Origin of the sequence: Rhodococcus sp. MH15 (assembly GCF_019266045.1) — a bacterium.
GTDB lineage: Bacteria > Actinomycetota > Actinomycetes > Mycobacteriales > Mycobacteriaceae > Rhodococcus_F > Rhodococcus_F qingshengii.
In genome coordinates this window covers 1-22,954 of the sequence record NZ_LPNP01000048.1, presented here as the reverse complement: position 1 = coordinate 22,954, position 22,954 = coordinate 1, and the positions used below count along the sequence as shown (strand labels likewise).

Here is a 22,954-nt window from a genome sequence, read left to right as displayed (position 1 = left end):
ACCGGCCTTCTCCTCCGGCGAATACCGCCGCATCGTCGGCCTCCCTGACACCCGTTCATTCGGCATGCTTCCATCCTCGTTTCCAAGGCCAGAAGTCTCCACCGAACCCAGGGCGATTCATTTCACGCCCTTCTTGGCAGTAGCGATGTCAGCTTTGACGCTTTCGACGGTCTCTTCCGGAAGTGGTGGCGCCGCGGACTTCGCTCGTTTGGCTCCCACGAGTGCGGTTATTGCTCCGATGGCGATCACGATTGCCGCGACGATCAGAGCTGCAAGCCAAGGTTCGAGGGTTGTGGCCAATCCGAGTACTGCTGCCGCCAGAAGTACCGCGAAGCCGTACAGCAGCAGCAGTGCGCCGGCGCCGGAGATACCGACCCCTACACCGAACCGGGTGCTCTTCGTCTTGACTTCGGCTACTGCGTGCGACATTTCGGCCCGTACGAGGTCGGACACCTGCTCGGTGAGGCGCTCGACGAGTTGTACGGTCGACAGTGCGTGCGGGTCTACGCCCTCTGTGTCGACAGTTTTCGGCGGCGCGGTGCTCGGAACGGTTGCCCGGCTATCGGATCGCTCGGTCATGGTCGACGTCCCTTCGTTGTCTTCGCCGCCGTGCGTTTCGCGAAGTTCGCGACCGGCGGCGATATCGTGTGCGTGCAGACGAGCGTTCTTTTCCGAAACGCTGGTGTCCCGAGGAGGCAGCCGCAGGAATTCTTCGGCTTCGATTCCGGCCTGTAACTGCCGGCCGCGTTCGAGTTCCGCGTCAACTTCTGCTCCGAACAACAACGCAAGATTGGTGATCCACAACCAGAGGAGGAAGATGACCGCCCCGGCCAACGATCCGTACGTCTTGTTGTAACTACCGAAATGACTTACATAGAAAGCGAATCCGACTGAAGCCACGATCCACACTGCAATAGCGAGTGCTGCTCCGACGCTGATCCAACGAAATTTCGGCTGTTGCACATTGGGAGTCACGTAATACAGCACCGCCACCGCCAACGCGACACAGATCAGAATGACGGGCCACTTCGCAATATTCCACGTCGTCACCGCGCCGTCTCCGATGCCGAGCTGATCACCTAGCGCCTTGGCGACAGGTCCGCTGACGACCAGCATCAGGATCACCGCGGCAACCAACAGAAGTCCTGCGAGGGTGACGACCAGTTGCAGAGGACGAAGTTTCCAGACCGGCCTGCCTTCCTCCACCTCGTACATACGATTCATCGCTCGCCCGAATGCGCCGACATAGCCGGAGGCCGACCACAACGCACCCGCGAGACCGATGATCAATGCGAAACCGGCGGTAGGGGCCGCCACCAGTTGTTCGACGGTGCCACGCATCGTGTCCACGGCCGAGTCCGGTCCGACAGCGGCTACCAGTTCCATCACCGTGTCCACACTGGCACGCCCCTGGCCGACAACTCCCAGCAGGGACACCAGCGCCAGAAGCGCCGGGAACAGTGACAGCACAGCGTAGTACGTCAAAGCCGCCGCCAGATCGGTGCACTGATCGCGAGTGAACTCTCGGGCAGAACGTCGTGCTACGAACTTCCACGACTGCGCCGTCAGGTCGGTCGGATCGGAAGGCTTACGCGCGTCGCCCGCATCAACCGTGTGTGTCACCATGCCCGAGTTGCTACCCAGTGAGCCGGGTGTCGAAACTCGGTCGAGACTCCCCTAGCTTCCGTACTCCTCTCGATCGAGGACAGCGAGCGCCGCAAGTAACCCACGGCTGGAGAGAACTATCGAAGGTGCGACGGACGTTGTGACTGTTCCCTGCTGCACGAGCTTTTCGAGTGCGGTCAATCTTTCACGGGCAAGGGGCAAGGTCGTGACGGAACGATGGTCGGTAGGGTCGTGCACCGGACCTCTTCCCGCATCGGCAAAGGCTATGGCCATCGCTTCGAGCAACTCCGAGACGGCACTTTGCAAACTCCCGTTCTCGTTGAAATCGCCGTCCTCGACGGCAAGGATCAGGCCCATGAGATGTAGCGCTGCTCGATCGAGTGCTTCGGCGGCCGGGCGAAACAACTCGGATCCTCCTATACGCAACCACCCACGTTTGCGAAAGTTTCCGACCAGGCTGGCTTCACCGTCCATCACCGCGGTCTCCGCGGCAACGGATTTGTTCACCGACAGAGCGCGTTGACGCCATGAACCCTGTTTTCCAGCAATGGCTTTCACGTCCGCGGCCATCTGTCGGAGAATGTCCGCGACCTCATGCGTACGTGCCACCAAGAGGTCTCTGGCGTCGGAGAGATAGTCCGGCGGCACCAACACGGCATTGACCGCGATGCCCACGAATACTCCGAGCACTACGTCACCAATGCGGTGCATCACCAAGTACGGGTTGGTTGCTGTTCCGTACAGAAGGACCAATACGGCGGTGACGGCGACCCAAATCCCGTCAGGCGACAACCGCGGAATGCGGCCGACGAGTATTCCTGCACCCGTTGCGATGGCCAATGCAGCGACGGTCGGAAGGGTCACCGCCGCGACGGCGGCCACAACAACTCCGAGGACGACCACACTGACCTGGCGGGCGGCCACCCGCATCGAGTTCCGCACGGTGTTCCCGATGATGAAGAGTGCAGCGTACGGAGCGAGAAATGCTTCAGGGCTATGAAAGACGCTGTTCGCGATCACCCACGCGATGACTACGGTGACTGCGCCTTTCAGAGCTGTGATCAAGCCTATGCTTTCACATCGCTGAATGAGGGGATGCTCGAGAATTGCTTGCTCCTTAACCTTCTACGGTCGTCCGAAGACTCATCTGAACAGGACCTTGTCCGCTGTTACCGGCAAGTCGCGTACCCGCACACCGGTAGCATCGTAGATAGCATTGACAACAGCGGCTGCTGCCCCGACGATCCCGATCTCGCCGGCGCCCCGCGATCCCATCGGGTTGACGTGTGCGTCAGTCTCGTCGAGCCAGAAGGCTTCGATGTCTTGCACATCCGCGTTTGTGCTGATGTGGTAGCTCGCCAAGTCGTGAGTCATCACGTGGCCGAACCTGTTGTCCCGGAAGCTTTCCTCGTGCAACGCCATCGACAATCCCATCGTCATTCCTCCGATGAGCTGTGAGCGAAGCGTTTTTGCATTGATTGCGCGTCCGATCGAGAATGCACCGAGCATCCGGGGGATCCTGATCTCGCCGGTCTCGCGATGTACGCGCGCTTCCACGAAATGAGCACCGAATGAATGCATGGAGTAAACGTCCTCGTCCGGATTCTCCGGCGTCTCAGTTGTCGTCTCCACGCCGGCAAGGGGAGTGGCGCTGTGTTCCGCGCGGAACTGACGGGCAGCCGCGACGATAGTAGAGCCCCACGACGAGATACCGGCGGAGCCACCGGCAACTGTGGCGAAAGGGAATGTGGTGTCGCCGATTTGGAGCCGAACTTCCTCTATGTGGCATTCGAGAGCATCGGCGGCGATCTGAGTCAGAGTGGTCCAGGTTCCCGTGCCAATGTCGGCCGCCCCGATCTGAACAGTGTAAATTCGATCGGCTCCGAAGACGATGCGCGCTTTCGAACCGGGGTTCGTCATTGCCGGATAGGTTGCCGCTGCCATGCCGGTACCCACCATCCAGTTGCCGTCCGGACTGAGACCACCACGCACCGGACGTCGTCCATCACGCCGACTCCGATCTTTCCACCCGAATCTCTCCGCGCCTGCGTACATGCAGTCGATCAAATTCCGCCCTGACCAAGGTTTTCCGCTCTCCGGATCCACTTCGGGTTCGTTCCGAACACGAAGTTCGATCGGGTCGAGGCCACAAGCTACGGCAAGCTCGTCCATCGCTACCTCGACCGCATACATACCCGGAGTCTCGCCCGGGGCACGCATCCAGAACGGGACTGCAACATCGAGGGCTGCAACCCGGTGCGAGGTAGAGCGATTAGGCGTGGCGTACATGATCCGGGTGGCAACAGCAGTCTGTTCCGCGTATTCCTTGATCTTCGACGTTTGCTCGATTACGTCGTGGGACATCGCCGTCAGAAGACCGTGGGAGTTCGCACCGAGGCGCAGGTGCTGAATGGTGGATGTGCGGTATCCGACGATCGCGAACATCTGCTGCCGCGTGAGCGCGAACTTGACAGGTCGCCCCGCCGTCCTGCGGGCAGCAAGAATCGCTAATACGTTGTGCGCGTGAGGTGATCCCTTCGAACCGAACCCTCCGCCGACATGTGGCGCCACGACTCGCATCTGCTCGAGTTCGAGCCCGAACATGGGCGCCAGGGTCTCGCGAACGACATGAACGCCCTGAGTAGAGTCGTACAGGGTGACGCACGCCCGCCCACCCTCGGCGTCGTCCTCCCAGATTGCAATGCAGGCGTGCGGTTCCATCGGATTGTTGTGTTCGAGTGGAGTGGTGTAGGTCTGATCTATCGTCACATCCGCAGCCACGAATGCCGACTCGACATCGCCGTCGGTCGTGTCGGTCGCGAATCCGTTGACGTCCTCCGGGGCGTAGAGGTCGTCGCGATCGGCTCGTAGCTCACAATCATGAGGGAGTTCGTCGTACTCGACTTGTACCAACCCGGCTGCATGACGGGCTGTCTCGGGTGTTTCGGCAATCACAGCACCGATGAATTGTCCGCGAAAGTGGACGGCTGGGTCCTGGAGTACGGACAGCTCTCGGTCTTCGGTATCCGCCAAGCGTGGGGCATCGAAAACGGTGATCACGGCGACGACACCCTGAAGTGCCTCTGCCAGTTCCGTTTTCATGCTGACGACGCGGCCACGCGCAACCGTCGCCTGGACGGCGTGCAGGTAGGTGGGATTCTCCACGGGATGTTCGAACGCGTAGAGCGCCGTCCCCGTGACCTTCGCGGACCCGTCGAGACGCTCCATCGGATTTCCCAGGTAGCCCGGTTCGATCATCCTCATCACGTCGGCCCTCCGGTGGTGAGTGACCTCAGCACCGAAACCATGACGCCGCGTGTCAGGGGAATCTTGAAAGCATTGCCCGACTGTGGGTTCGCGTTCGCCAACTCGGCATCTGCGGCTTGCACGAACACTTCCTCGGTAGGCGGGGATCCCAGCAAGACCTCTTCCGCCTTGTACGCGCGCCAGGGGCGGTGCGCCACGCCTCCGATGGCGATTCGGGCGCCCGCGACAATACCGTTTTCGAGTTCGATCTCAGCGGCAACCGAAACCAGAGCGAAAGCGAAGGAGGCGCGATCGCGTGTCTTGACGTACGTCGACAGCGCCGCCGGTGCAGGCACGGGCAGCTCCACTGCAACGATCAACTGGTCGGGTTTCAGAACTGTGTCATGTTCCGGTGAATCTCCAGGGAGACGGTAGAATTCGTTGACAGGAATGTTGTGCTCGCCACGGCGGTCCCTTACGACGACCACGGCGTCCAACGCAGCCAGCGCGACCGCCATGTCGGACGGGTGCACGGCGATGCATTTGTCGGAAGCCCCCAGGATTGCGTGGTAGCGCACGTGGCCGCCGACGGCGGAGCAACCAGATCCGGGTTCCCGCTTGTTGCACGGAGTTGTCACGTCCTGGAAGTAGACGCAGCGGGTAGCTTGCATCAGATTGCCGGCTGTTGTCGCGGCATTACGAAGCTGCCCTGAAGCTCCGGCCAGGAGAGCGCGAGCAAGCACCGCGTATCGGCGGCGGATGACGGGGTGGGCTGCGAGATCGCTGTTTCGAACTGTCGCGCCGATGCGGACTCCTCCATGCGGAAGCATCTCCACTCCGGCGAGGGGCAGCCGACTTACATCGATCACCATGCGTGGGTTGGTCACGCCGAGTTTCATACGGTCGACCAGATTCGTGCCGCCTCCGAGAAAGGCGGCGCCGGGGTTTTCAGTCACCAGGGCCAACGCGCCGTCGACATCCTCGGCGCGTCGGTACTCGAACGGCATCACGGCTGCACTACCTGTCGAATCGCTGCGACGATGTTGCCGTACGCAGCACAGCGACAGAGATTCCCGCTCATGCGTTCTCGAATCTCGGCGTCGTCCAGATCCGGGTCAGCATCGAGGTCCTCTGTGACGTGACTGGGGTGCCCGGCCTTCACCTCGTCGAGCATCCCCACTGCCGAGCACACCTGCCCCGGGGTGCAGTACCCGCACTGGAGCGCATCCTGGTCGAGAAAGGCTTGTTGTACGGCATGCAGACCGTCGTGGCCCGACAAACCATTTGCCGTGGTGATCTGTGCGCCGTCCTGTGCCACTGCGAACGTCAAACACGTAACGGCGCGCCGCCCGTCGAGGAGGATCGTGCACGATCCGCACTGCCCGTGGTCACAACCCTTCTTCGGGGACGTCACGCCGAGGCGATCCCGCAGCGCGTCGAGCAGCGTGGTTCGAGTGTCGACCGTCAGGGTGTGGCTGCTGCCGTCTACCATCAACGTGATCTCGGCATCGATTCGCGAAGACTCCATGACGAGCACCTACCCAGCTCCGGATTACTCAAACGGGTAGCGCCACGATCTGACGAGGCGGCGTTTGCAAGATGGCGGCTAGCTCGCACTCGTATACGCCGCCGCTACAGCGAACTCACCCGCTTCGGCAGTATCGCGGTCTCCCCCATCTGGGACATGTGCTACTTCGTCAGATTGGGGAGGTGGGTTCGATCGGCGGTGGGGACTGACCACGCGTGCCCGCCCCGTCCCTCCAGGAGGGGCCGATCGTTAGATTCTTTTCTTCGAAATGTCGGAGTGAGGGCGGGTTGCCGGCTCATGCTGCGCGTCCGATCTGCAGATTGAGCCAGTCCGAGATCCACTGGATCGCGTTGCGGCCAGCGTTGTCGACGACGAGAGAGTTGTAGTTCTGGTGTGCCCCGGAGGCGAAGAAGGACGCTGCGGCGAACCCCTCCCCTATCAAGGAGGCAAGGTCGTTGGGGTCTTGTGAGCTGGCCATCGTGGTCAACGATCCGGCGAGTGCTGGCAGGTCCAGATTCTGTGTCTGAGTGGTGGTGGACGTCGAGGCCTGCTTGCCGAGCAATGTCGGATCAGTCTTCGTAGCTTTGCCGGCGAGCATGTTGACCGCGACCGTGGCGAGTTCGAGTCCGACTGGGACGAGTCCGGTCATGGCGGCTCCGGCCCCGAGCGGGTCGGGGAGCTGTCCCGGCGGTGGAAGCAGCTTCTCGACTGCGGCCCAAGCGATTTCCTGCACCCGGCCGACGAGGTTTGCCAGGTTGATGATGTCGACTCCTCCCAGGATCGACGCGACGAGCGCCGCCACTTTTGAGTAGCCGGACGGATCCGGGATTGCCGACAGAATCTGTGAGACCCATTTCAGATCGATACCCGCGGCCATCTTCACCAATGGGGAGAACTGGTTGTTCAGATCCCCTGCGACCTTGTGGGCACCGTGGGCGTCGAGCGCGGAGACCTTCTGCGGAAGAAGGTTCAGGTTCGCCAGGATCGCAGGCATATCCAGGGAGGTGAAGCCGGTGGCGACGCCCAGGACTTGGTTGACGAGCACTGTGGGTTTGAGTAAGGAGAGGACTCCGGAGGCAGATCCGAGGACGTCACTCGGTGTCGTGGCGAGTGGGGCGATCTGACTGTCGAGGGTGCCAGCAGCGGTCGACAGGGAGGTCAGGTCCGGAGATGAAGCCGGCAGCGTCGTGGAGCCCTTGCTGGCGAGCGTGCTCGCGGTGTCGGCGATCGCCGTCACCGTCGAGAGCGCACTGCTGAGATCAGATTCTCCGGCCTTGTCTAGAACGTGGCCGGCATTTTTTTCGGCTGATCCGGCGGGAGCTGCAGCGAGCTGCCCGTTCGCCGCAGGATTGGCGGCACCGGAGCCGAGTAGTTCCGCGAGCGGACTGATGGTGTTCGCCAGCGTTCTCGCGCTGGAGGCGACCTTCTCGAGGTCGACTGTGCCGTCCGTCTTCGAGAGTTCACTGGTCAGATTGCCAGTGGCTGTGGCGAGGCTGGGAAGGTCGGCTTGGGAGAAATCCGACGCCAGCGCGGTGGCCAGGTGTGAATTGTCGCCTACCTGGCCGTCAACTCCAGCACTCGGAGCTTTGGTGAGCACTGAACCCAGCGATCCGAGCAGCGGGCTCGAACCTTTTTGGATCGAGCAGTAGAGGTCTTTCGGATCGCAGATCGACGCGACCCGGCCCGAGAGCTTCCCCATGCCCTGCGGCCGCGGATCGGCGATCCCCTTTCCTGACGGCTTCGGGCCGATGACTGCTTCGCCGTTCGTTCCGGAACCGGGATCGGCGAGAAGCCCGACCGCGAGGACTTGCTCTGCCTTGATGGGGCCGGAGCCGTTGCCGATTTCAGAGGCAAGATCACCTGCGATGTCCGCGCCCTGGGAATAGCCGGTGATGGTGAATTTGGTGTCGGAGCATTTCGTTGCGATCTCGGCGATCACGTCCTTCGCCCTCGTCAAACCATCAGATTTGCTGTCTGCGTAGGTTTTTCCGTTGTCGAAGGCTCGGGCCATGTACGGCAGAGTGTGGACCTGTGCCGCGCTACCGTTCGTGTCCGCGATGCTGTGGGCGATCGGTTTGAGCATACCGACCGCGATCGAGGGATCGGCGTCTTCTGCGGTTTCCCAGGTTCCGGGGATGAACAGGTTGAAAGTCTTCGAGCATCCGTTTGATTGGGCGGACGCAATGCCCGGCGACATCAAAGCGATGGAGGCTGCGACGACTGTTGCCGTCATCAGCATGCATACCGGACGGTGGATGGTCGAACCTAGGAACGGCATCAGAACCTTTCTCTACCAGCAAACACGATGTACCTGTCCGCGCGCGGACAGGCCGGACGCGCCCGATTTCAGGTGAGGGCCGCTATGGTGCTGGACGTATTCACTCCGATCAATGCGCCCTGTGAAGAAGTGGGGGCATGTCCGGTGGGCGTTCCCAGCAGCGCTGGGTAAAGATGGATGGGTGAATGCTCCAGCCGAACTGCCCGCCGACTACGCCCAGCTTCTCGACCATCTCAAGTCGCAAGTTCGGCAAGCGCGAGTTCGCGCCACCCGAATCGTCAACACCGAACTGCTCAGCCTGTATTGGGACATAGGGCATGCGATCGTGCAGCGTCAAGAGGCCGAGGGCTGGGGTTCAAAGGTGATCGACAGGCTCGCCGTCGATCTTCGATCGGCCTTTCCCGACATGCGTGGGTTGTCACGGACCAATCTGAAGTACATGCGGCAGATGGCGAGCATCTGGGGGCGCGATGCAATTGGCCAACAACCTGTTGGCCAATTGCCGTGGGGTCATGTGACGGTATTGCTCGACAAGCTGGATAACCAGTCGGACCGCGACTGGTATGCATCAACGGCTGCTGAACACGGGTGGTCGCGCAATGTGCTGCAAAATCAGATCAACAGCGGTTTACGGTGCAGGATCGGTGCGGCACCGTCGAATTTTCAGGACCATCTTCCGGCCGAGGATTCCGATCTCGCTCAGCAATTGGTGCGTGACCCGTACGTCTTCGATTTTCTCGACATCACCGAACGTGTCGCGGAGCGGGAGCTGGAGTCCGCGCTGATGCGTCGGCTGGAGCAGTTCCTCCTCGAACTGGGACACGGGTTCGCTTTTGTTGGACGTCAGTACCATTTTGAGGTCGGTGATCAGGATTTCTATATCGACTTGCTGTTCTTCAACTGGGTGCAAGCGAGGTTCGTCGTCGTCGAGTTGAAGGTAGGCAGGTTTGAGCCGGAGTATGTCGGGAAGCTCGGCTTCTATGTTTCGTGGATCGACGACAACCTCCGCAACAAGGACATCCACGCCCCGACTGTGGGAATCTTGCTCTGCGCCGGCCGCAACGACAACGTCGTCCGGTATTCACTTGCCGGGACAACTGCACCCCTCGCCGTAGCCGACTACACCTATGAGACTCTCCCCTCCCAGGTTCGCGATCTCGTCCCTACCGACGACGAGATCGCGGCAGCTGTGGAAGCCACTGTCTCCGAACTCGACTCCCAACTGCCCGTCAAACCTGACAACTCCGACTGAGAGGCGCCATTCGATTCTCGAACCTGGCCGACGTATCCTCTGGTGCCGAGATCGCTATCGGTGTTTCGCACGAGGGTCTGCGAACGCGATGCCTGGTCCTGCCCGGTGCGTCGAGGGGCAGGGCAGTTCTATGTCCAGTCGATGTGGACGGATTCGATGGAATCGAAGTGAAATCCGAAAGTGTCGCCGTACTGGTCGAAACCCTTGTTTTCCGGGTAATCCATCGTGGCGTGACGTTCGAGGATGGCAACCACCCGGGCATGATCGTCGCCTGCCAAAGCCATGGCGAGTTCTCGTGTTTCGTCGAGACTGAAGGGGCTGTCGGAGTTCGCGAAGTCCAGGGTACGCACTCGATAGTCGTAACCTTCTTCGGAACCGTTGCGGACGGACACTCCCCCGCGGACTCGGATGGTGGCCTTTTTGGGTTGCCCGTCGGGTCGTAGGACGCCGGCGCGGTCCATGATGTCGCGAGCTTTGACGTTTTTGAGTTTCTTTTTCGCGTCAGCGCGCAGTTCGTTCGTTTCGCCGGAACGGTACCGAGAGACCGCTGATCGTGAACGGCCGATCTTCTGTGCGACAGCATCGATTCCACCGAGGCGTTCGATAGCGGCTCGCCGCCTGGCGCGTTCGGTGACGTCGGGGTGCGGGATTCGTCCTTGCTGCGCCCAACGGCGCAGTGTTCGGTCCGAGGGGGGCTTTCTCCCGGCGTCGACAGCTGCTTGCCGTAGGCCTTCTTTACCGATTTCAGTACGGAGCTGACGTACGGAGACTTTGCTGGTGAGTCCCGCTAATCCCCCACTTTTGACCGATTTCGATTTTTCGACACCACTGGTCGCTGCTGTCGAGACGGATACGTTGAGTCCGTCCAAGCCAACGGTCTTCTGTGCAGGTTTGGTAGATCGCGGTTTCGGAAGATGCAGGGCCACTATATGTTTCCTTCATCTTCGTCGGTGAACGCAGCTTTGAGTGCGAGGTTGATCTCGTGGGTGTCGCGCGCGTCGGTCAGCATGACGGTTATGTCCTCGGTGAGCGAGGCGCTCTTTTCCAGAGTCATCTTCCCGAGTGCGTCACTCTCGTCTGCGATGTCGATACCCGGGGGCAGGGGGTAGACCCAGGAGTCAGTGACGGTGCGCAGTGGCCAACGCCCGGTCTCGCGTGCGATCCGCATCGCGACACGGCGGCCTCGCCAGCGGCAGTGTGCGATGATCGCTGCCCGCCAGAGCGGTTGATGGTGGTGTTGCATTTGTTTGGCTGTCCACATGTCGGGGTTGACCATTCGGCCGATGTAACCCTTGTAGCAGGCTCCGATGAACCGTTTCATTGCTGCATCGCCGGTGTCGACGGCAACTTTGCGGGCTTCACGCAAGAATTTCGCCCACTTGTCGAGGGCCCGACCCTGCTGCGGGTAGACCCACGCTTCTGCAATGTCGAGGTCGTCGAGTTCTGCACCGATCCCGCCATCGGCGATGGACGTTTGAAGTGCATCGAGGCTGACGGTGGTGATCCAGGTCTGCACAGGTTGGTCGGCGAGCATGTGTGGGTGAGGCAACGGTAGAGCGGGTGGCAGCGCCAGCATGTCACCCGGTGGGAGGGTTACACGCCAGAGTCCGAACGGGGTTTTCGATTGCCGGGCAGCGTCGAGCGCGTCCTCGCCGCGAAGATGTCGAGGTTTTCCGTAGCCGAATTCGAGCATGCCAGCGGAAGCGAGGTACGCAGCTCGTTGGTCTATCGATACCAGTTGTGTTGCGTCGGAGAGTTCTTCGAGGTCCGGGATGCGGGTCCATCCGGCGGCAGGTTCGAGATCTCCGCGGGGTTCGCCGTCCAGCGGTGGGACCGGTCCACCGACAGTGACGACGATTCCTTTACCGCTGCGGGTGCGGTCGCGTTTGATCTTGTCGACGATGGCGGCGCCGGTGCGTGCGGGGGTGGGGCCGGGGAGCACGCCGAGGTGTTGTGCGCACCAGGCGAGTCGGCGTCCCAGTTCCCGCGCAGCGGGGAGGTCGTCGTCGGGGAGGTAGGTTCCGGCGGTGGGTGATCCGAGGATCCCCATGTCCCCCACGCGATTGCCCCATCCGAAGTCTTTGTTCCAGTAGGTCCACACATAGGGTTCGATGAAAATGTCGACCATGGATGTGAAGTTCCCGGTGGTGCGGGAGAGGTGAACAACGTGGCCGGGTTCTCCGCGCAGTTCCCATCCTGCGGTCAGCATCGGGGTCAGCGTGGCATGGAGGATCGCGGTGAGTTCTTCGGCAGCGCGGGTGCGCAGGATTTCCATGTCATCGACATCGTCTTCGCTGCCTGGGTCGATGATCCATCCGAGAATTTCGCAGGCTTCGATTCCGACTATCCAGATCTGTGCCGGTGCGCCCAGCGGGGTGAGCGTTGCCCATCTGATGAGTTTGTCGAGTTTTTCGATGGAATCGACTGGGCCGGTGAGTGTGTGGCCAGACGGTGTGTAGGTGCCGGCTGCTGTGACAATGACGGCGTGGCCGTCTGCTGCCTCGCTGGCGGGAGGAAGGGCGGCCGGTTCAGTTGCGTCGAGTTCTGACGCCTGGGTGGGTTCCGTTTCCATTTCGTTGGAGCGCTCATCCGGAGGGGCGACGATGTCGTCGGTCCGGGGGTGCTCCGCAACCCCGGAATCCGTTTCGAGACAAGCGGTGTCGTCAACGTCGAACAGAGAAGGCTGATCGGGTTCGGGAACTTCGTCCGAACGAGTAGCGGATTCTGGTGGCTCGAGCTCGAATAGCGTGAACTGCTCCCCATTGTTCAGCGCCATGTTTCATCCTTTCCGTTCACTGTCGTCATCATTCGAGATCGAAGGCGGCGCGCACGGCTATGGACAGTGATTCCTCTTGCGCTGGAAGAAGATAACCGATGATGTTGCCGAGTGCACTGACGGGAATGGTCGTGATGTGGTCGCAACTGACCACCGCGTCGGCGGACAGTCCGTTAGCGGCGCTGACAGACACCTCAGTGGACAGTCCTCGGATCTCGCCGGTGATGGGCGCTACCGTGACGGTCCCGAGGTGTGGACGGACCATCTCTCGGGTGAGTACGAGGACCGGCCGAACTGAGTCGAGGTTGGCTTCATGAATTGGTCGCATCAGGTCGAGCCTGTTGACTGTCGATTCACGGTGTGGTGAGCGAGGGGGCTCAGATCATGTTCGGATGTTGCGGCCGAGAGGATCTCCGCGTCTCGTGCGGCTATCTGACGGCGACGCTCCCGTTCGAGAGCGCGCAACACTAATGAGGCTCGCGAGGCGGCGCGATGTTCCCTGACTTCGTCGTCGAGAAATTCCACGATCTCGTCCGGTAGTCGTACCGCGATCTGCGTGCTCATATGCTGATGGTACCTAAGTGGGATTCGTTTTGGTACCACCATCGCGTGCGAGTTCTGGAACCGATCATTTCAACGGGAGGCAAGGGCCGATGAAGTGCTCAGCGGCCCCGCCGCGGCACACCTTGCCACGCACACGGTTTCCGCTGTCTTCATCGGTCGATCTCTATCTGGTGTTCTTCAGTCTCAGTGACGGTCCCATCGCTGGTGACGTCTCCACGTCGGTACGGCTCGGATCGCTGAAATAGTCGCTATGAGACAAAGCACTTCGGGGATTCGGCTCTCGATGTCAGGCACTTTGTCACTCCTCTCGACGACGCAACTGCTCCGCTACCGTCGAGGAATTAGCAGTACACCGTGCACACGGTTGGCGACGTCACCGCGAGGATTGAGTCCGGTTCCTCTCCCCTACTCACGACCTCGCCAGCGCGCGGACTACGCATCTGAAATCAAATACGCGTTCGCTAAGTCGTCGATGCGTGAAGTGAAATCTCCAGGGTCGCCCAGTACCTGTATGACTTGAACTGCGCCGATAAATCCCGCGCACAGATTCGCGGCCAGGCGCTGGGCGGCAGAGGCGGGAAGCTGTCCGTCTGCGATCGCAGTATCGACGAGTCGGCTGACGAGTTCCACCCACTCACGGAACGCGGGTGGGGCGGTATCGAGACCTGCTTCTGTGGTGAGCCTGAGGCCGGCTCGGGCCAGGGCATCGTCGGCTATAAGCGTCGCTGAACCGTTGAAGAATGCAGCCAACTTCTCGATCGCTGGTATTGCTGATTCGTCGGTTGATTGTCGGATTCCGCCGAGCGCGGTCAACCAGTGGTTGATGAGTTCTCGCGCGATCGTTTCCTTGGAGTCGAAGTGGAAGTACACGGCTCCTTTCGTGGAGGCAGCCTCCGCAACGATGTCGTTCGTGGAGGTAGCGGCGTACCCATCGATCGAGAATGAGCGTGCAGCTGCCTTGAGGATCTTGGCCTTCGTCTCGTGCGCTCGCTGTTGTCGGGGTCGCTGGCGCGGTTCGGGCGGAACGATCAAGTGGTGTCGGTCGTCTGGGTCGGTCAATGCGGGTTCCTTACCTGCAGTCTGTGGGCACTCTGCTGTGGTCAATCCCTCCATGATGATGCAATTCCTGGCGCTCGGGAACCTTGGCGTTGGCAGGTTGCGGCGCTACTCACGTTGTAGTGACGAGTTGGTCGGTGAAGTGAACATCGGAGGCTCGCATGTCGATGAGCGGCGGATTGTCGAAGCCAGCTGCTCGGGCCGCGGTATCGAACTTTTCGTATCGGCGCCACGAGGTCGATGTTGCAACCGGAGGGTTGGACGTCTGGGCGATCAGCTCCCAGGTGAGAGTCGGGTCTGCAAGCTTGCGTCGTGCGGTGTCCTTGACAGCGTCGGGCAGGTCCGATGTGGCAATGAACCATTCGAGTTCGGCGTGCGCCACCGCCTCTGCGTTCGACGGCTCCGGGTCCACTGAAGACCCCGTTTGTTCGGAGGGGCTCGAGCGCGGAGCGCTTTCCGGCGCGTCATGCGTTTCTACGACGCCTAAAGAAGGCTGGGCTCCTACGGCTGTTTCGTTGCGCATGACGACGCTTTGCGTACCAACCGTACCCACACCTGCGGCAGCATTGTCGATCTCGATCTTGTAGTCGGAATATGCAATACCCGTTGCTTTGATCAGGATTCGCAGACCGTGCGTGAAGGCGAGTACGAGCACCGGCGGAATGACCGCGATCATGGCAGCAACGGCCGGGTCGAGAGGCGTGTAGCCGATGCTCTGACCTGCCGCAACGACCTGTTGCGCAACTGTTGCGGAGTGGAACGCATGGTAGGCGTTCCCGAGGATGCTGATCGCGACCACCGCAACAGCAACAGCAACGTAGAAGTACTTGTCGCGTCGATGCATCTTCAGTTTGCTCAGAATGACGATGGCGACGGTGGATCCGAAGATTGCACTGTCAACGATGACGGGAAAGATCCATGCGAGGTTTTCGGGGATGGTTCCTTGGCGCGCGAGGTCCCGTTGGACCGCGAAGGAGAGGACAAATGCGCCTGCGGTGATCCCGATTGCGATGAAAATCGCGATGAGAAGTGCGGCGATCAGTGCTCCAAGCTGGATCCGCGCTGCGCGCAGACTAAAATCACCCATGATCGGGTTTTCCTTCCTAAAAGGGGTGTTCTCGGTCTGGAGTCCCGCTGGTTGCCGCCGGCGGGACTCCTCCTGGTTTCGGAAGATTTCTTCTGGTCGTACTCCTGCGTTTCGTCGGCGTTGCGTGCGGTGAGGGTCGACAGCGATTTCTAGCGGTCGTATCCGAGGGTCGACTGATGTTTTTTGCGTCGCACTCAAAGCACGTCGGGGATGTCGTTCCAGCTGCGTGCCTGTTGATCTCAGAGTGACGTGGGGTGGTCTGCAATTTTGCGTGAGAATTGCGTGACTGCAGCGGATTGTTCACGCAATTTGCTCCAGGCTTTGCGCTGCCAAGGCTTCCAAGTTCTACAGAACGGACTGTCAGCAGATGAGAGGGACATGGCATTGCGCGCGCAGCAAGGACTTCCCGCCCCGGCGGTTCGCCTCCCGCCCGCACCCGACAGCCGTTCTCAATATCGAGGTCCTTGGAATGTCCCCCACATGTGCCTACTCAGCTGTCGTGCCAGGCGCCTCTAATTAGGTCTTCCAGCCGAAACACAAGATGCCCTCGCCTGGGGGCCGAACTCCACAATCAAGAATCAAGACATCCCATCATGCGTGCACGCAGTGCATGCCATGCACGCGAATCTCTTATAGTCCCCTGGCCTTCAAGTATTCGTCCAGCGCAGCCTCGGTCATCGATGCCTCGCTGATTTCGCGATCGCCAGTCTCGTACCGCAATTTGTCGACGCCACGCCGAAGGCGATCCTTCGTCGAAGGTTTGATGCGCGTGTTGTGGGTCATCGACAGCTTCTCCTCCTCATCTTTGCGGGCACTGAGATCCGCTGAAGGCGTTGGTGGCGTAGCTGCAGGTGCCGCGGGGGTCGCGTCTCCCCTGGGCGGACGTTCCGGGATGAGTTCAGCCGGATGTGTCTTACGAATGGCAGGTTCCCGCTTCACGCTCATGCCGGGGCTCCGATCACGATGGGCAACTCAGCGAGCAAGTCACTGTAGGCAAGTTGCAGCGTCAATGCTTTCCCACCCTTGAACTGGTGAATCGGAGTGCGATTCGAGTGCGCGTCCTGGCGGGCCGCGAGTTCCGGGATCGATGTCTTGGCGACGAGTGAGCCGTAGGTTTCCCGTAGCTCGCTCTCTCTGAACTCATGTTCGCCGGTGGATCGTTTACGACTGATTACGATCTTGTCGAATTCCAGCTTCGGGTTCGCCCGTTTACGAACGGTGTCGATTGTCTCTTCGAGCTTCTGAACGCCGCCGACACTGTCGATTGTGGGTTCGGTGATGGCGACAACGCCATCTGCTGCAATAAGAACCGCGAACAGCACCTTGCCCATATTGGGAGGGCAGTCGAAAAGCACGGCGTCATAAGGAGAAAGGTCGAGCCCTTCGAACGCAACGTCTAGGCGAAACACCAGGTCATTCGACCCATCCGATTCGATTTTGCCGAGCTCTTCGTCTGCGGGAATGAGGTCGACGCCATCCCATGGGGTGGCAATGATCGCCTCGGCTGCAATGCCTTCTCTGGTCTGGTTCATGAGGTGGTAGGCCGTCATCATGCCCTCTTCGAGAGTGACGCCGAGGCCGCCGGTCGTATTGCCCTGTTGGTCCATGTCGACGACAAGTACTTTTCCGCCGACCGCGGTGATGGCGCTGGCAAGCCCGAGAGTGGAGGCCGTCTTGCCTACGCCACCCTTCTGGTTGCCGAGTGCGATTTTGCGTGGCTGCATTGCGGACCTTTCATCGAGGGCGTTGACATTTGCGAGGCGTGCATTGCGTGTAAACAACGCGCTGCATGCAATATGTGCATTGCTTGCTGTGCGCAATCCACGCTGTACGTGGGCTGCATGCAGACTGTGCGTGACGGGCAATCCAAGCACTGCATGCATTGCGCGCTAAGTCTGCTCTACTCGCTACACACGCACACTGTGCATTACGTGCGCGCGTAGCATAACACGCATGTCATGCGTGACGTACAAGCCTCGCACTCTGCGCGTGTCATGCACGAGTCGCATCAAGTGCAACCCTTGCGTCCAACGCGTGCAATGCTCATCACGCGTTCACCGCAACCCGTGCACGTCATGCGCGACACGCTATCCATGCCTCGCTAGCCAACCCTGCATGCTTTGCACACAATGCGTACCTCGCTAGCCAAGCACTCATCACATACAACGCATGGCGTGCTCTGCACGCACCGCTAGCGGTGCTACCTCCGCACGCACGCGCTGCTCTGCATGCAAACCATACAACGCTCGCGGCGCACGCAGAGCATGCATGACGCGGTATGCAAGGATTGCACGCACGCCATGCGCTGCTAGCAGGACATGCCTTGCATGCATCGCACCTCTTTCACTTCTGCATGCAATGCATGCCGTGCATACAGACCACGCATTGCGTGGACGCACAAAATAGCAGGTCAATGCACTCATTGCCATCGAACGAATCGAAAAACATCTGCCGTGAGTGTCACACACCGTTGCAAAAGGTCGACCGACCAAGAGCAGCTTGGCTGCCACGATCACCCGATAGCGAGGCGTTCCAGACACGAATCGAAACGTGTGACAGTGCGTCTCGATCAGATTGTCCAGGAAGTCGAAGGGACGCTATTGGGCAGCAAACTGACTAAAGGCGGAAATATAGGGTTCAGCAATCTCCGCTGTGCGCACAGAACAAATTGCTCAACCGTCGCGAGCGGTCCTGCCCAGCCATCCGCCAATGCACCGCCCTTGCCGCGGATGGAAGGAACGCGCCAACCTTGCGAGGCGGGCAAGACAGCCTGCCACTTCAGAAACTTTCTGATGTTCGCGCCGGGCGCACTTCAATAGAACCCTGTACCCCTTTGAAGGCCAGAACATATGTCATTCCATCGGGGTCCGAACATCCAGGGCAGAAGGAAGGACTCACGTGAACCGCACGGATGGTGAAAAAACTGAGACATGCGTGGGACGAACAACCGCACTGACCGAGGGGAGGGGGTTCCAATTCTATTGAGAGATACAGCCGACTGACTGCCAGTCGGGGTGCTCATCTAACTCACGAACAACATTGCGGAATCATCTCAGGACACAGCGGGGGCCTGCGGTGAAACGAAAATTCTGCGCGAAAGGTCGGTCGCGGTGTGAACCCGGACGTGTAAGGGAAGGGACGTGTGGAGATCCGGATCAGTCGAAGTTCGGCCGCGACGCAATGACCGAAGCGAGTCCGAGCAGGCACTAACTTTACGTCACAGTGACGAAATTAGGCTTGGGGACGGGATGGGATGAATCAGTTCCGTCAGGCTTGATTTCGCCGCTTTGCGAGCAGAACTTTCGGGTGGGTGGGCACATTTCGAATACAGCGACGCATGAATCGCAACGCCGAAACACACGCACTTTTCGACCGAGCGGGGGAGGGGATGGAGACCGCTTCCCGTCTACAAGTATCCCGTGCACGATTCCGGCGCTGCCGTGCCGACGGCTACGAACGACGCAAGGTGGCCCACCGTTTCACGCAACAGCGCTGCCATACATGCAATGCATGCCTTGCAACGCACGCATTGCATGTATGGCATGCGCGACCAGGATGCCTCGCAAAGCATGCGTCACACGCAGTGATCGCACCATGCTTCTCTGCACAAAAAGCCGTTTACCTGCGCAAATAAAGATGCTCAGTCAGGTACATGTCTCGGAGGGATAGACCGATAGACGATCCGAATACCTACGGGCGCGTCTGCATTGGAGGAAACGGCTGTCGTTTCAACCCCTCTCGGATGTTGAACCCGTACCAGCGCGACGTTCTTCCAGCGCAGAGAAGCGGACCGCCAGCCCGCCATTGACTGGCTCGGGCGGGGTCAGTTCTCCGAAAATGGCTGTGGAGCTCCGCGTATTAGATCAAAACGTTGTCCTCCGGGTTCTTTGTGTCCCGATCAACGTCGCCATGAGTATTTACACCTGTGGCGATCAGGGTGCTGTGCCACGGATCGCCACACTTCTCGGCAACGCTTGTCGATCATCGTGAGGCGTGTTTTTCGGACGTGTATTGCTTGGCCGGATTGGGGCAGTAAAGCCTCAATGCTGCTGCTTGCATGTCAGGTGTGCCCGAATGCTGGCTAGGATCTTGGCGCGGTGCTCCGGGTTCGCTGCCATTTTCGTACGTTGAACATGTGAGCTTTCAAGTAATTCTTGTTCCCTCTTTCGCGCCAGGTCGGCCGATTTACGCTGTTCACTGGGCGATTCTCCGGTCCAGTCGATCCCATCGAGCCTGCGTCTGAGGTATGCCAACGGTGAGATCAGGCTTGATCTTGTTGGCCAGATCCACCCCCGGTCTGCTGTGTCTCGGGAAAGCGTCTGTGCGATGTCACGTCCTGTCCATCGCGTCGTATCGATCTTGACATCGCGGAGAAGATCACAGATCGCCCCGATATGTCCGGTCGGTCTGAGAGCCGGCGCATGGTTGACGAGTTCGGCTGCAGTCCTCTGAAGTGCCAGAGGCCGCGGTGTGATCCGAGAAGTGCTTCGTTTTTTTGTTGTGAGCTGGGCTCGCGCATGCGCGCGTTGGTGAGTTCTTCCTAACGGAAGAACTTCAAAAGATAAAAAACCAACACTAGATAGGGTGTCAGTTCCTATCGGCCCTGGTCGACTGCTGTGGGGCTGATAGACGCGATTGACGGCGGGCCTCAGAGAGTTGTGAGCTCTGTGGCGGGTTGCTCTTTCAGAGGCGCGAGACGGTCGCGTCTTGGCGAGTTTGCGGTGAGGTGTCGTTGCCACGATTGTTCGAGGGGATGACAGTGACCATGTCGATGCAGCGCGGTGCTGTTGACCCCCGTGATGGGCTTCAGCAGCCAGAAATTCCAGGGTTTTGAGGTTCCGTCCCCGGACGTGTTCGATGCCCATTCCCAGCGCGATGAGCACTCGCCTGGCGCGATTGACAGAGGATTCGCTGACTTTGGCCCGGGCAGCGATCGTTGATTTCGCTGCGGAGACCCCGCGGCCGGTGTGGGATTCGGCGAAATGTGCGTGAGCTTGTGCCACTGCGTAAGCCTTGTCGGGCTTGATCAGGTTGCGCGCGCACAACGCCTTGCCGGCCGGGCTGGTGGTGTGATGCCGGAATTGGCGGAGCCATTCCCTGCGTGATGTCCACACTGGAACGCGTGCTTGTTCCGTTGGTTCGACAGGCAGGGACCAAGAGCGTCCACGCTGGTAAGTGGACTCGTTGAGTTGCCGTGTAGCGGATTCGAGGCGCGCTATACGTGAGAGAGCATCATCGACTGCCGCTTGCCATTCGTCGACTTCTGTCGATTGAGGAACAGCGGATTGGGTGCCGATGCGCGACACGCCGAAGGTTGGTGATATGGAATGAGTTGGGCTGTATTCAGGGTATGCGCTACCCTGAGACATACCTGCCATAGGTAAGTCCCTTCCAGGGGGATGCAGTACGAGCAGAGAAAGCGCTAACTTTCGAAGCTCACCTCTCGAGAATGTTCGAGAACAGATGTCGGAGAACCTGCCAGTTCTCAGTCGACGTCAAGGACCTGCCAGTCCTTATTTCGCCGCGATGCGGTCCGCTCCCAATCACCCCCTTCGGGGGCCTTTGTGCTTTTCAAGAGGTCTGCGCTGTTTAGTTAGGTATCGGGGCACTTCGTTCGTTGTCGGCTAGGGGCGGCCTCCCTGTCTGCGGATCCGCTGTACGCGCGTCACGGCCGCGGTTGTTCGGAAGGTCTGTTCGATCCGGCGGCCGCACATCGGTACCACTATGGGTACGGTGCTGGCTTGCTCGGATGGGACATTCGGGACGCAGAAGTGTGATCCGAGCGCCGCGAAAGCCGAAATGTGATCTGGACGTGCCAAAAATGACACCGCGAATACGTCCGCGAGTATGGCGGAATTGCGTTTCTGCGATATCATCGAGTAAGCACCGCCTCTTCCTTCACTGGGTTAGTGGTGGTCAGGGAGCTGGGAAGCTCTCACAACCGCATAAACGGACAGCCCCCGATGCCGCCAAGCCCTGGGGGTTGTTCGCTGTCTAGGGGTAGTTCATGCGCCGACCGCAAGCTGCTCGATGCGGCGCAGTGATCCAGCGGCCTCGACCTCAAGCAGTCTCAGCTGGTCCGGATGCAGTTTGTCGATGATGTAGTCCGGTATGTCCAGTCCATGGGTGATGGCCAGTATGAGCACGGAGTAATCCCCAGCAGGGATTCCGAGTTCGGCGGCCCGATCCTCGTACACCTTGTGCTGCTTGAGGGGAGCACGAGTCGCGATGTGTCCGCGAGGTCCCTTGTTGTGCTGTGCCATGAGGAAAGACTAGAACCAATCTGTAACTGATACGGGTAGGCGCGCTTGTTCGGTGTGTCGCGTGTGGTTGATGTTGCCATGGAGTTCTGAGGGATTTTGCGGCGGCCCGCCTCACAGGCCGCCGCCGGCCCGACCAGGGAGGGGCTTGACGGACCACCGCTGCGGCTTCGCTGAAGGTGGAGTTTGGGTGCGTTGGCGGTCGGCGGTTCGATGATGGGTCTAGCGTCGGAATCGGGTTGGATTCTTCGGGAGCGGATGGAGATGCTTGGCTCTCATGCTGTCAGACGCCGGGGAGGTTCATGTGCGACTGAACGCGGGGGAGGGGTTATGTAACCCGCGTGTTGGACGGCGCTTCCGCAGGCTGCTGCCGTGTGTCCTGGAGATGGATGGAGAAAGGGGTCTGTGGACAGTCGATGGTGCGTCTGCGAGCTCGATGGCTCGGGTCACGTGTCGAGAGGAGCACCTGAAAGATCCGGAAAGGCACCTTAACCTGTCAGCTGCCGAACGTAGGTTTCCAGCGGGGAGGGTTTGTGCCTTCGTGTCCGCCTGCGAATCGTGAGGGACTTCGGTTGGGGGAGGTCGATCCGCGTATATTGTCACGCGGAATGCTCTTTATCGCAGTTGCGCAGAGGATTTCGTTCACCGGATTCGAACATTAGAGTCGTGCGTCGTTCGGCTTCCGTGAGTACATTGCTCGGATCGACGTATTGACGGTGCGCTGTTCGCGCACTCGAAGGAATGCTTCGCATTCCGTCGACATTCGTTTCTCAGGACTCAAAGATTCCACAACGCCAACAGTTCGGCCCGAAGACTGAGCGAGCGAACGTAGTGGTTGGACCGCAGTTGTGCGCTGGGGTGCCCGACCTCGACGAGATACCTCTCGGTGTCTGGCACAGGAAGCGGTAGCAGGTCGTTGCGAACGCGGAGAAAGAACTGAAAATGGCTGGGGGAATCCGGTATTCGATCCTGGTTGGATATCACGACAGCGGGTGGCAATAACAATTCGTTGTCCGTGGAGACGCGGATGACGACGTCCCCACGTGCCATGCTGCTTGGTTTTCCGAGTCTGAGTGTTTCGAGTCGGTATCTCACGCTCGGATTGACCGAAAGATGCTTCGTTGAAGTCTGTTTCACAGGCGCGATGCGCACGGAGGGGTCTGCTGCACGGATAGGTGACATCTGATCTGTGGTGCCGAGAGGTGCCGCTGGAAGGATGTGCACCATGCCGAAGCCCTATCCCCGAGAGTTCCGTGAGGACGTTGTTCGGGTTGCCCGCAG

General features: G+C 60.0%; 17 protein-coding genes. 1 reads left to right on the top strand and 16 read right to left on the bottom strand.

The features are described 5' to 3' along the window. Positions 1–117: 117 nt before the first annotated feature. From ATN37_RS01445 to ATN37_RS01420, 6 genes are all read right to left on the bottom strand, one after another. Positions 118–1,626, bottom strand: coding sequence for a YhjD/YihY/BrkB family envelope integrity protein (locus ATN37_RS01445; protein ID WP_058036900.1), 1,509 nt, complete (start codon positions 1,624–1,626; stop codon positions 118–120). Between the two features lie 51 nt (positions 1,627–1,677). Then, on the bottom strand, positions 1,678–2,691 hold the full coding sequence (locus tag ATN37_RS01440; RefSeq protein WP_058036899.1) for an aromatic acid exporter family protein: 1,014 nt from the start codon (positions 2,689–2,691) through the stop codon (positions 1,678–1,680). 78 nt (positions 2,692–2,769) lie between these two features. Then, positions 2,770–4,890 (bottom strand): xanthine dehydrogenase family protein molybdopterin-binding subunit, encoded by a 2,121-nt coding sequence (locus ATN37_RS01435; protein ID WP_218694647.1) that lies wholly within the window; start codon positions 4,888–4,890, stop codon positions 2,770–2,772. After that, positions 4,890–5,882: a xanthine dehydrogenase family protein subunit M gene (locus ATN37_RS01430; RefSeq protein WP_172826974.1), complete on the bottom strand. Its 993-nt coding sequence runs from the start codon at positions 5,880–5,882 to the stop codon at positions 4,890–4,892. The genes ATN37_RS01435 and ATN37_RS01430 overlap by 1 nt, the downstream gene beginning before the upstream one ends. Beyond that, positions 5,879–6,400: a 2Fe-2S iron-sulfur cluster-binding protein gene (locus ATN37_RS01425; RefSeq protein WP_216637106.1), complete on the bottom strand. Its 522-nt coding sequence runs from the start codon at positions 6,398–6,400 to the stop codon at positions 5,879–5,881. Before ATN37_RS01425 ends, ATN37_RS01430 begins: the two co-directional genes overlap by 4 nt. A gap of 295 nt (positions 6,401–6,695) precedes the next feature. Next, positions 6,696–8,639 carry a cutinase family protein gene (locus ATN37_RS01420; RefSeq protein ID WP_156423037.1) on the bottom strand — a complete coding sequence of 648 codons (1,944 nt, stop codon included), beginning with the start codon at positions 8,637–8,639 and terminating at the stop codon, positions 6,696–6,698. Between the two features lie 220 nt (positions 8,640–8,859). Between ATN37_RS01420 and ATN37_RS01415 the strand changes: the two genes are divergently transcribed. Next, a complete protein-coding gene (locus ATN37_RS01415) occupies positions 8,860–9,930 on the top strand; it encodes a YhcG family protein (RefSeq protein WP_058036901.1) in 1,071 nt (356 codons plus the stop codon). A 128-nt stretch (positions 9,931–10,058) separates the two neighbouring features. Here ATN37_RS01415 and ATN37_RS01410 read toward each other — a convergent pair whose 3' ends face one another. The 10 genes from ATN37_RS01410 to ATN37_RS01365 form a co-directional block, all read right to left on the bottom strand. Continuing rightward, positions 10,059–10,856 carry a hypothetical protein gene (locus tag ATN37_RS01410; protein ID WP_058036895.1) on the bottom strand — a complete coding sequence of 266 codons (798 nt, stop codon included), beginning with the start codon at positions 10,854–10,856 and terminating at the stop codon, positions 10,059–10,061. Continuing rightward, a complete protein-coding gene (locus tag ATN37_RS01405; RefSeq protein WP_058036894.1) occupies positions 10,856–12,706 on the bottom strand; it encodes a hypothetical protein in 1,851 nt (616 codons plus the stop codon). Before ATN37_RS01405 ends, ATN37_RS01410 begins: the two co-directional genes overlap by 1 nt. A gap of 28 nt (positions 12,707–12,734) precedes the next feature. Beyond that, positions 12,735–13,034, bottom strand: coding sequence for a type II toxin-antitoxin system PemK/MazF family toxin (locus ATN37_RS01400; protein ID WP_019749527.1), 300 nt, complete (start codon positions 13,032–13,034; stop codon positions 12,735–12,737). Next, the gene (locus tag ATN37_RS01395) at positions 13,034–13,270 is read right to left on the bottom strand and encodes a YlcI/YnfO family protein (RefSeq protein WP_054781845.1); all 237 of its coding nucleotides are present in this window, start codon (positions 13,268–13,270) and stop codon (positions 13,034–13,036) included. The genes ATN37_RS01400 and ATN37_RS01395 overlap by 1 nt, the downstream gene beginning before the upstream one ends. Before the next feature lie 432 nt (positions 13,271–13,702). Continuing rightward, complete coding sequence (locus tag ATN37_RS01390; RefSeq protein WP_253741100.1) at positions 13,703–14,329, bottom strand: TetR/AcrR family transcriptional regulator; 627 nt, start codon at positions 14,327–14,329, stop codon at positions 13,703–13,705. A gap of 109 nt (positions 14,330–14,438) precedes the next feature. Continuing rightward, a complete protein-coding gene (locus tag ATN37_RS01385; protein WP_218694645.1) occupies positions 14,439–15,413 on the bottom strand; it encodes a DUF2637 domain-containing protein in 975 nt (324 codons plus the stop codon). A gap of 630 nt (positions 15,414–16,043) precedes the next feature. Next, positions 16,044–16,196 carry a hypothetical protein gene (locus ATN37_RS32285; protein ID WP_007733689.1) on the bottom strand — a complete coding sequence of 51 codons (153 nt, stop codon included), beginning with the start codon at positions 16,194–16,196 and terminating at the stop codon, positions 16,044–16,046. A 158-nt stretch (positions 16,197–16,354) separates the two neighbouring features. After that, positions 16,355–17,137: a ParA family protein gene (locus ATN37_RS01375; RefSeq protein ID WP_007733691.1), complete on the bottom strand. Its 783-nt coding sequence runs from the start codon at positions 17,135–17,137 to the stop codon at positions 16,355–16,357. 4,281 nt (positions 17,138–21,418) lie between these two features. Further along, on the bottom strand, positions 21,419–21,676 hold the full coding sequence (locus ATN37_RS01370; RefSeq protein ID WP_007733695.1) for a hypothetical protein: 258 nt from the start codon (positions 21,674–21,676) through the stop codon (positions 21,419–21,421). Positions 21,677–22,450: 774 nt separating this feature from the next. Continuing rightward, entirely contained in the window at positions 22,451–22,723 is a 273-nt protein-coding gene (locus ATN37_RS01365; RefSeq protein WP_256933092.1) for a hypothetical protein, read from the bottom strand. Between the last annotated feature and the right edge of the window lie 231 nt (positions 22,724–22,954).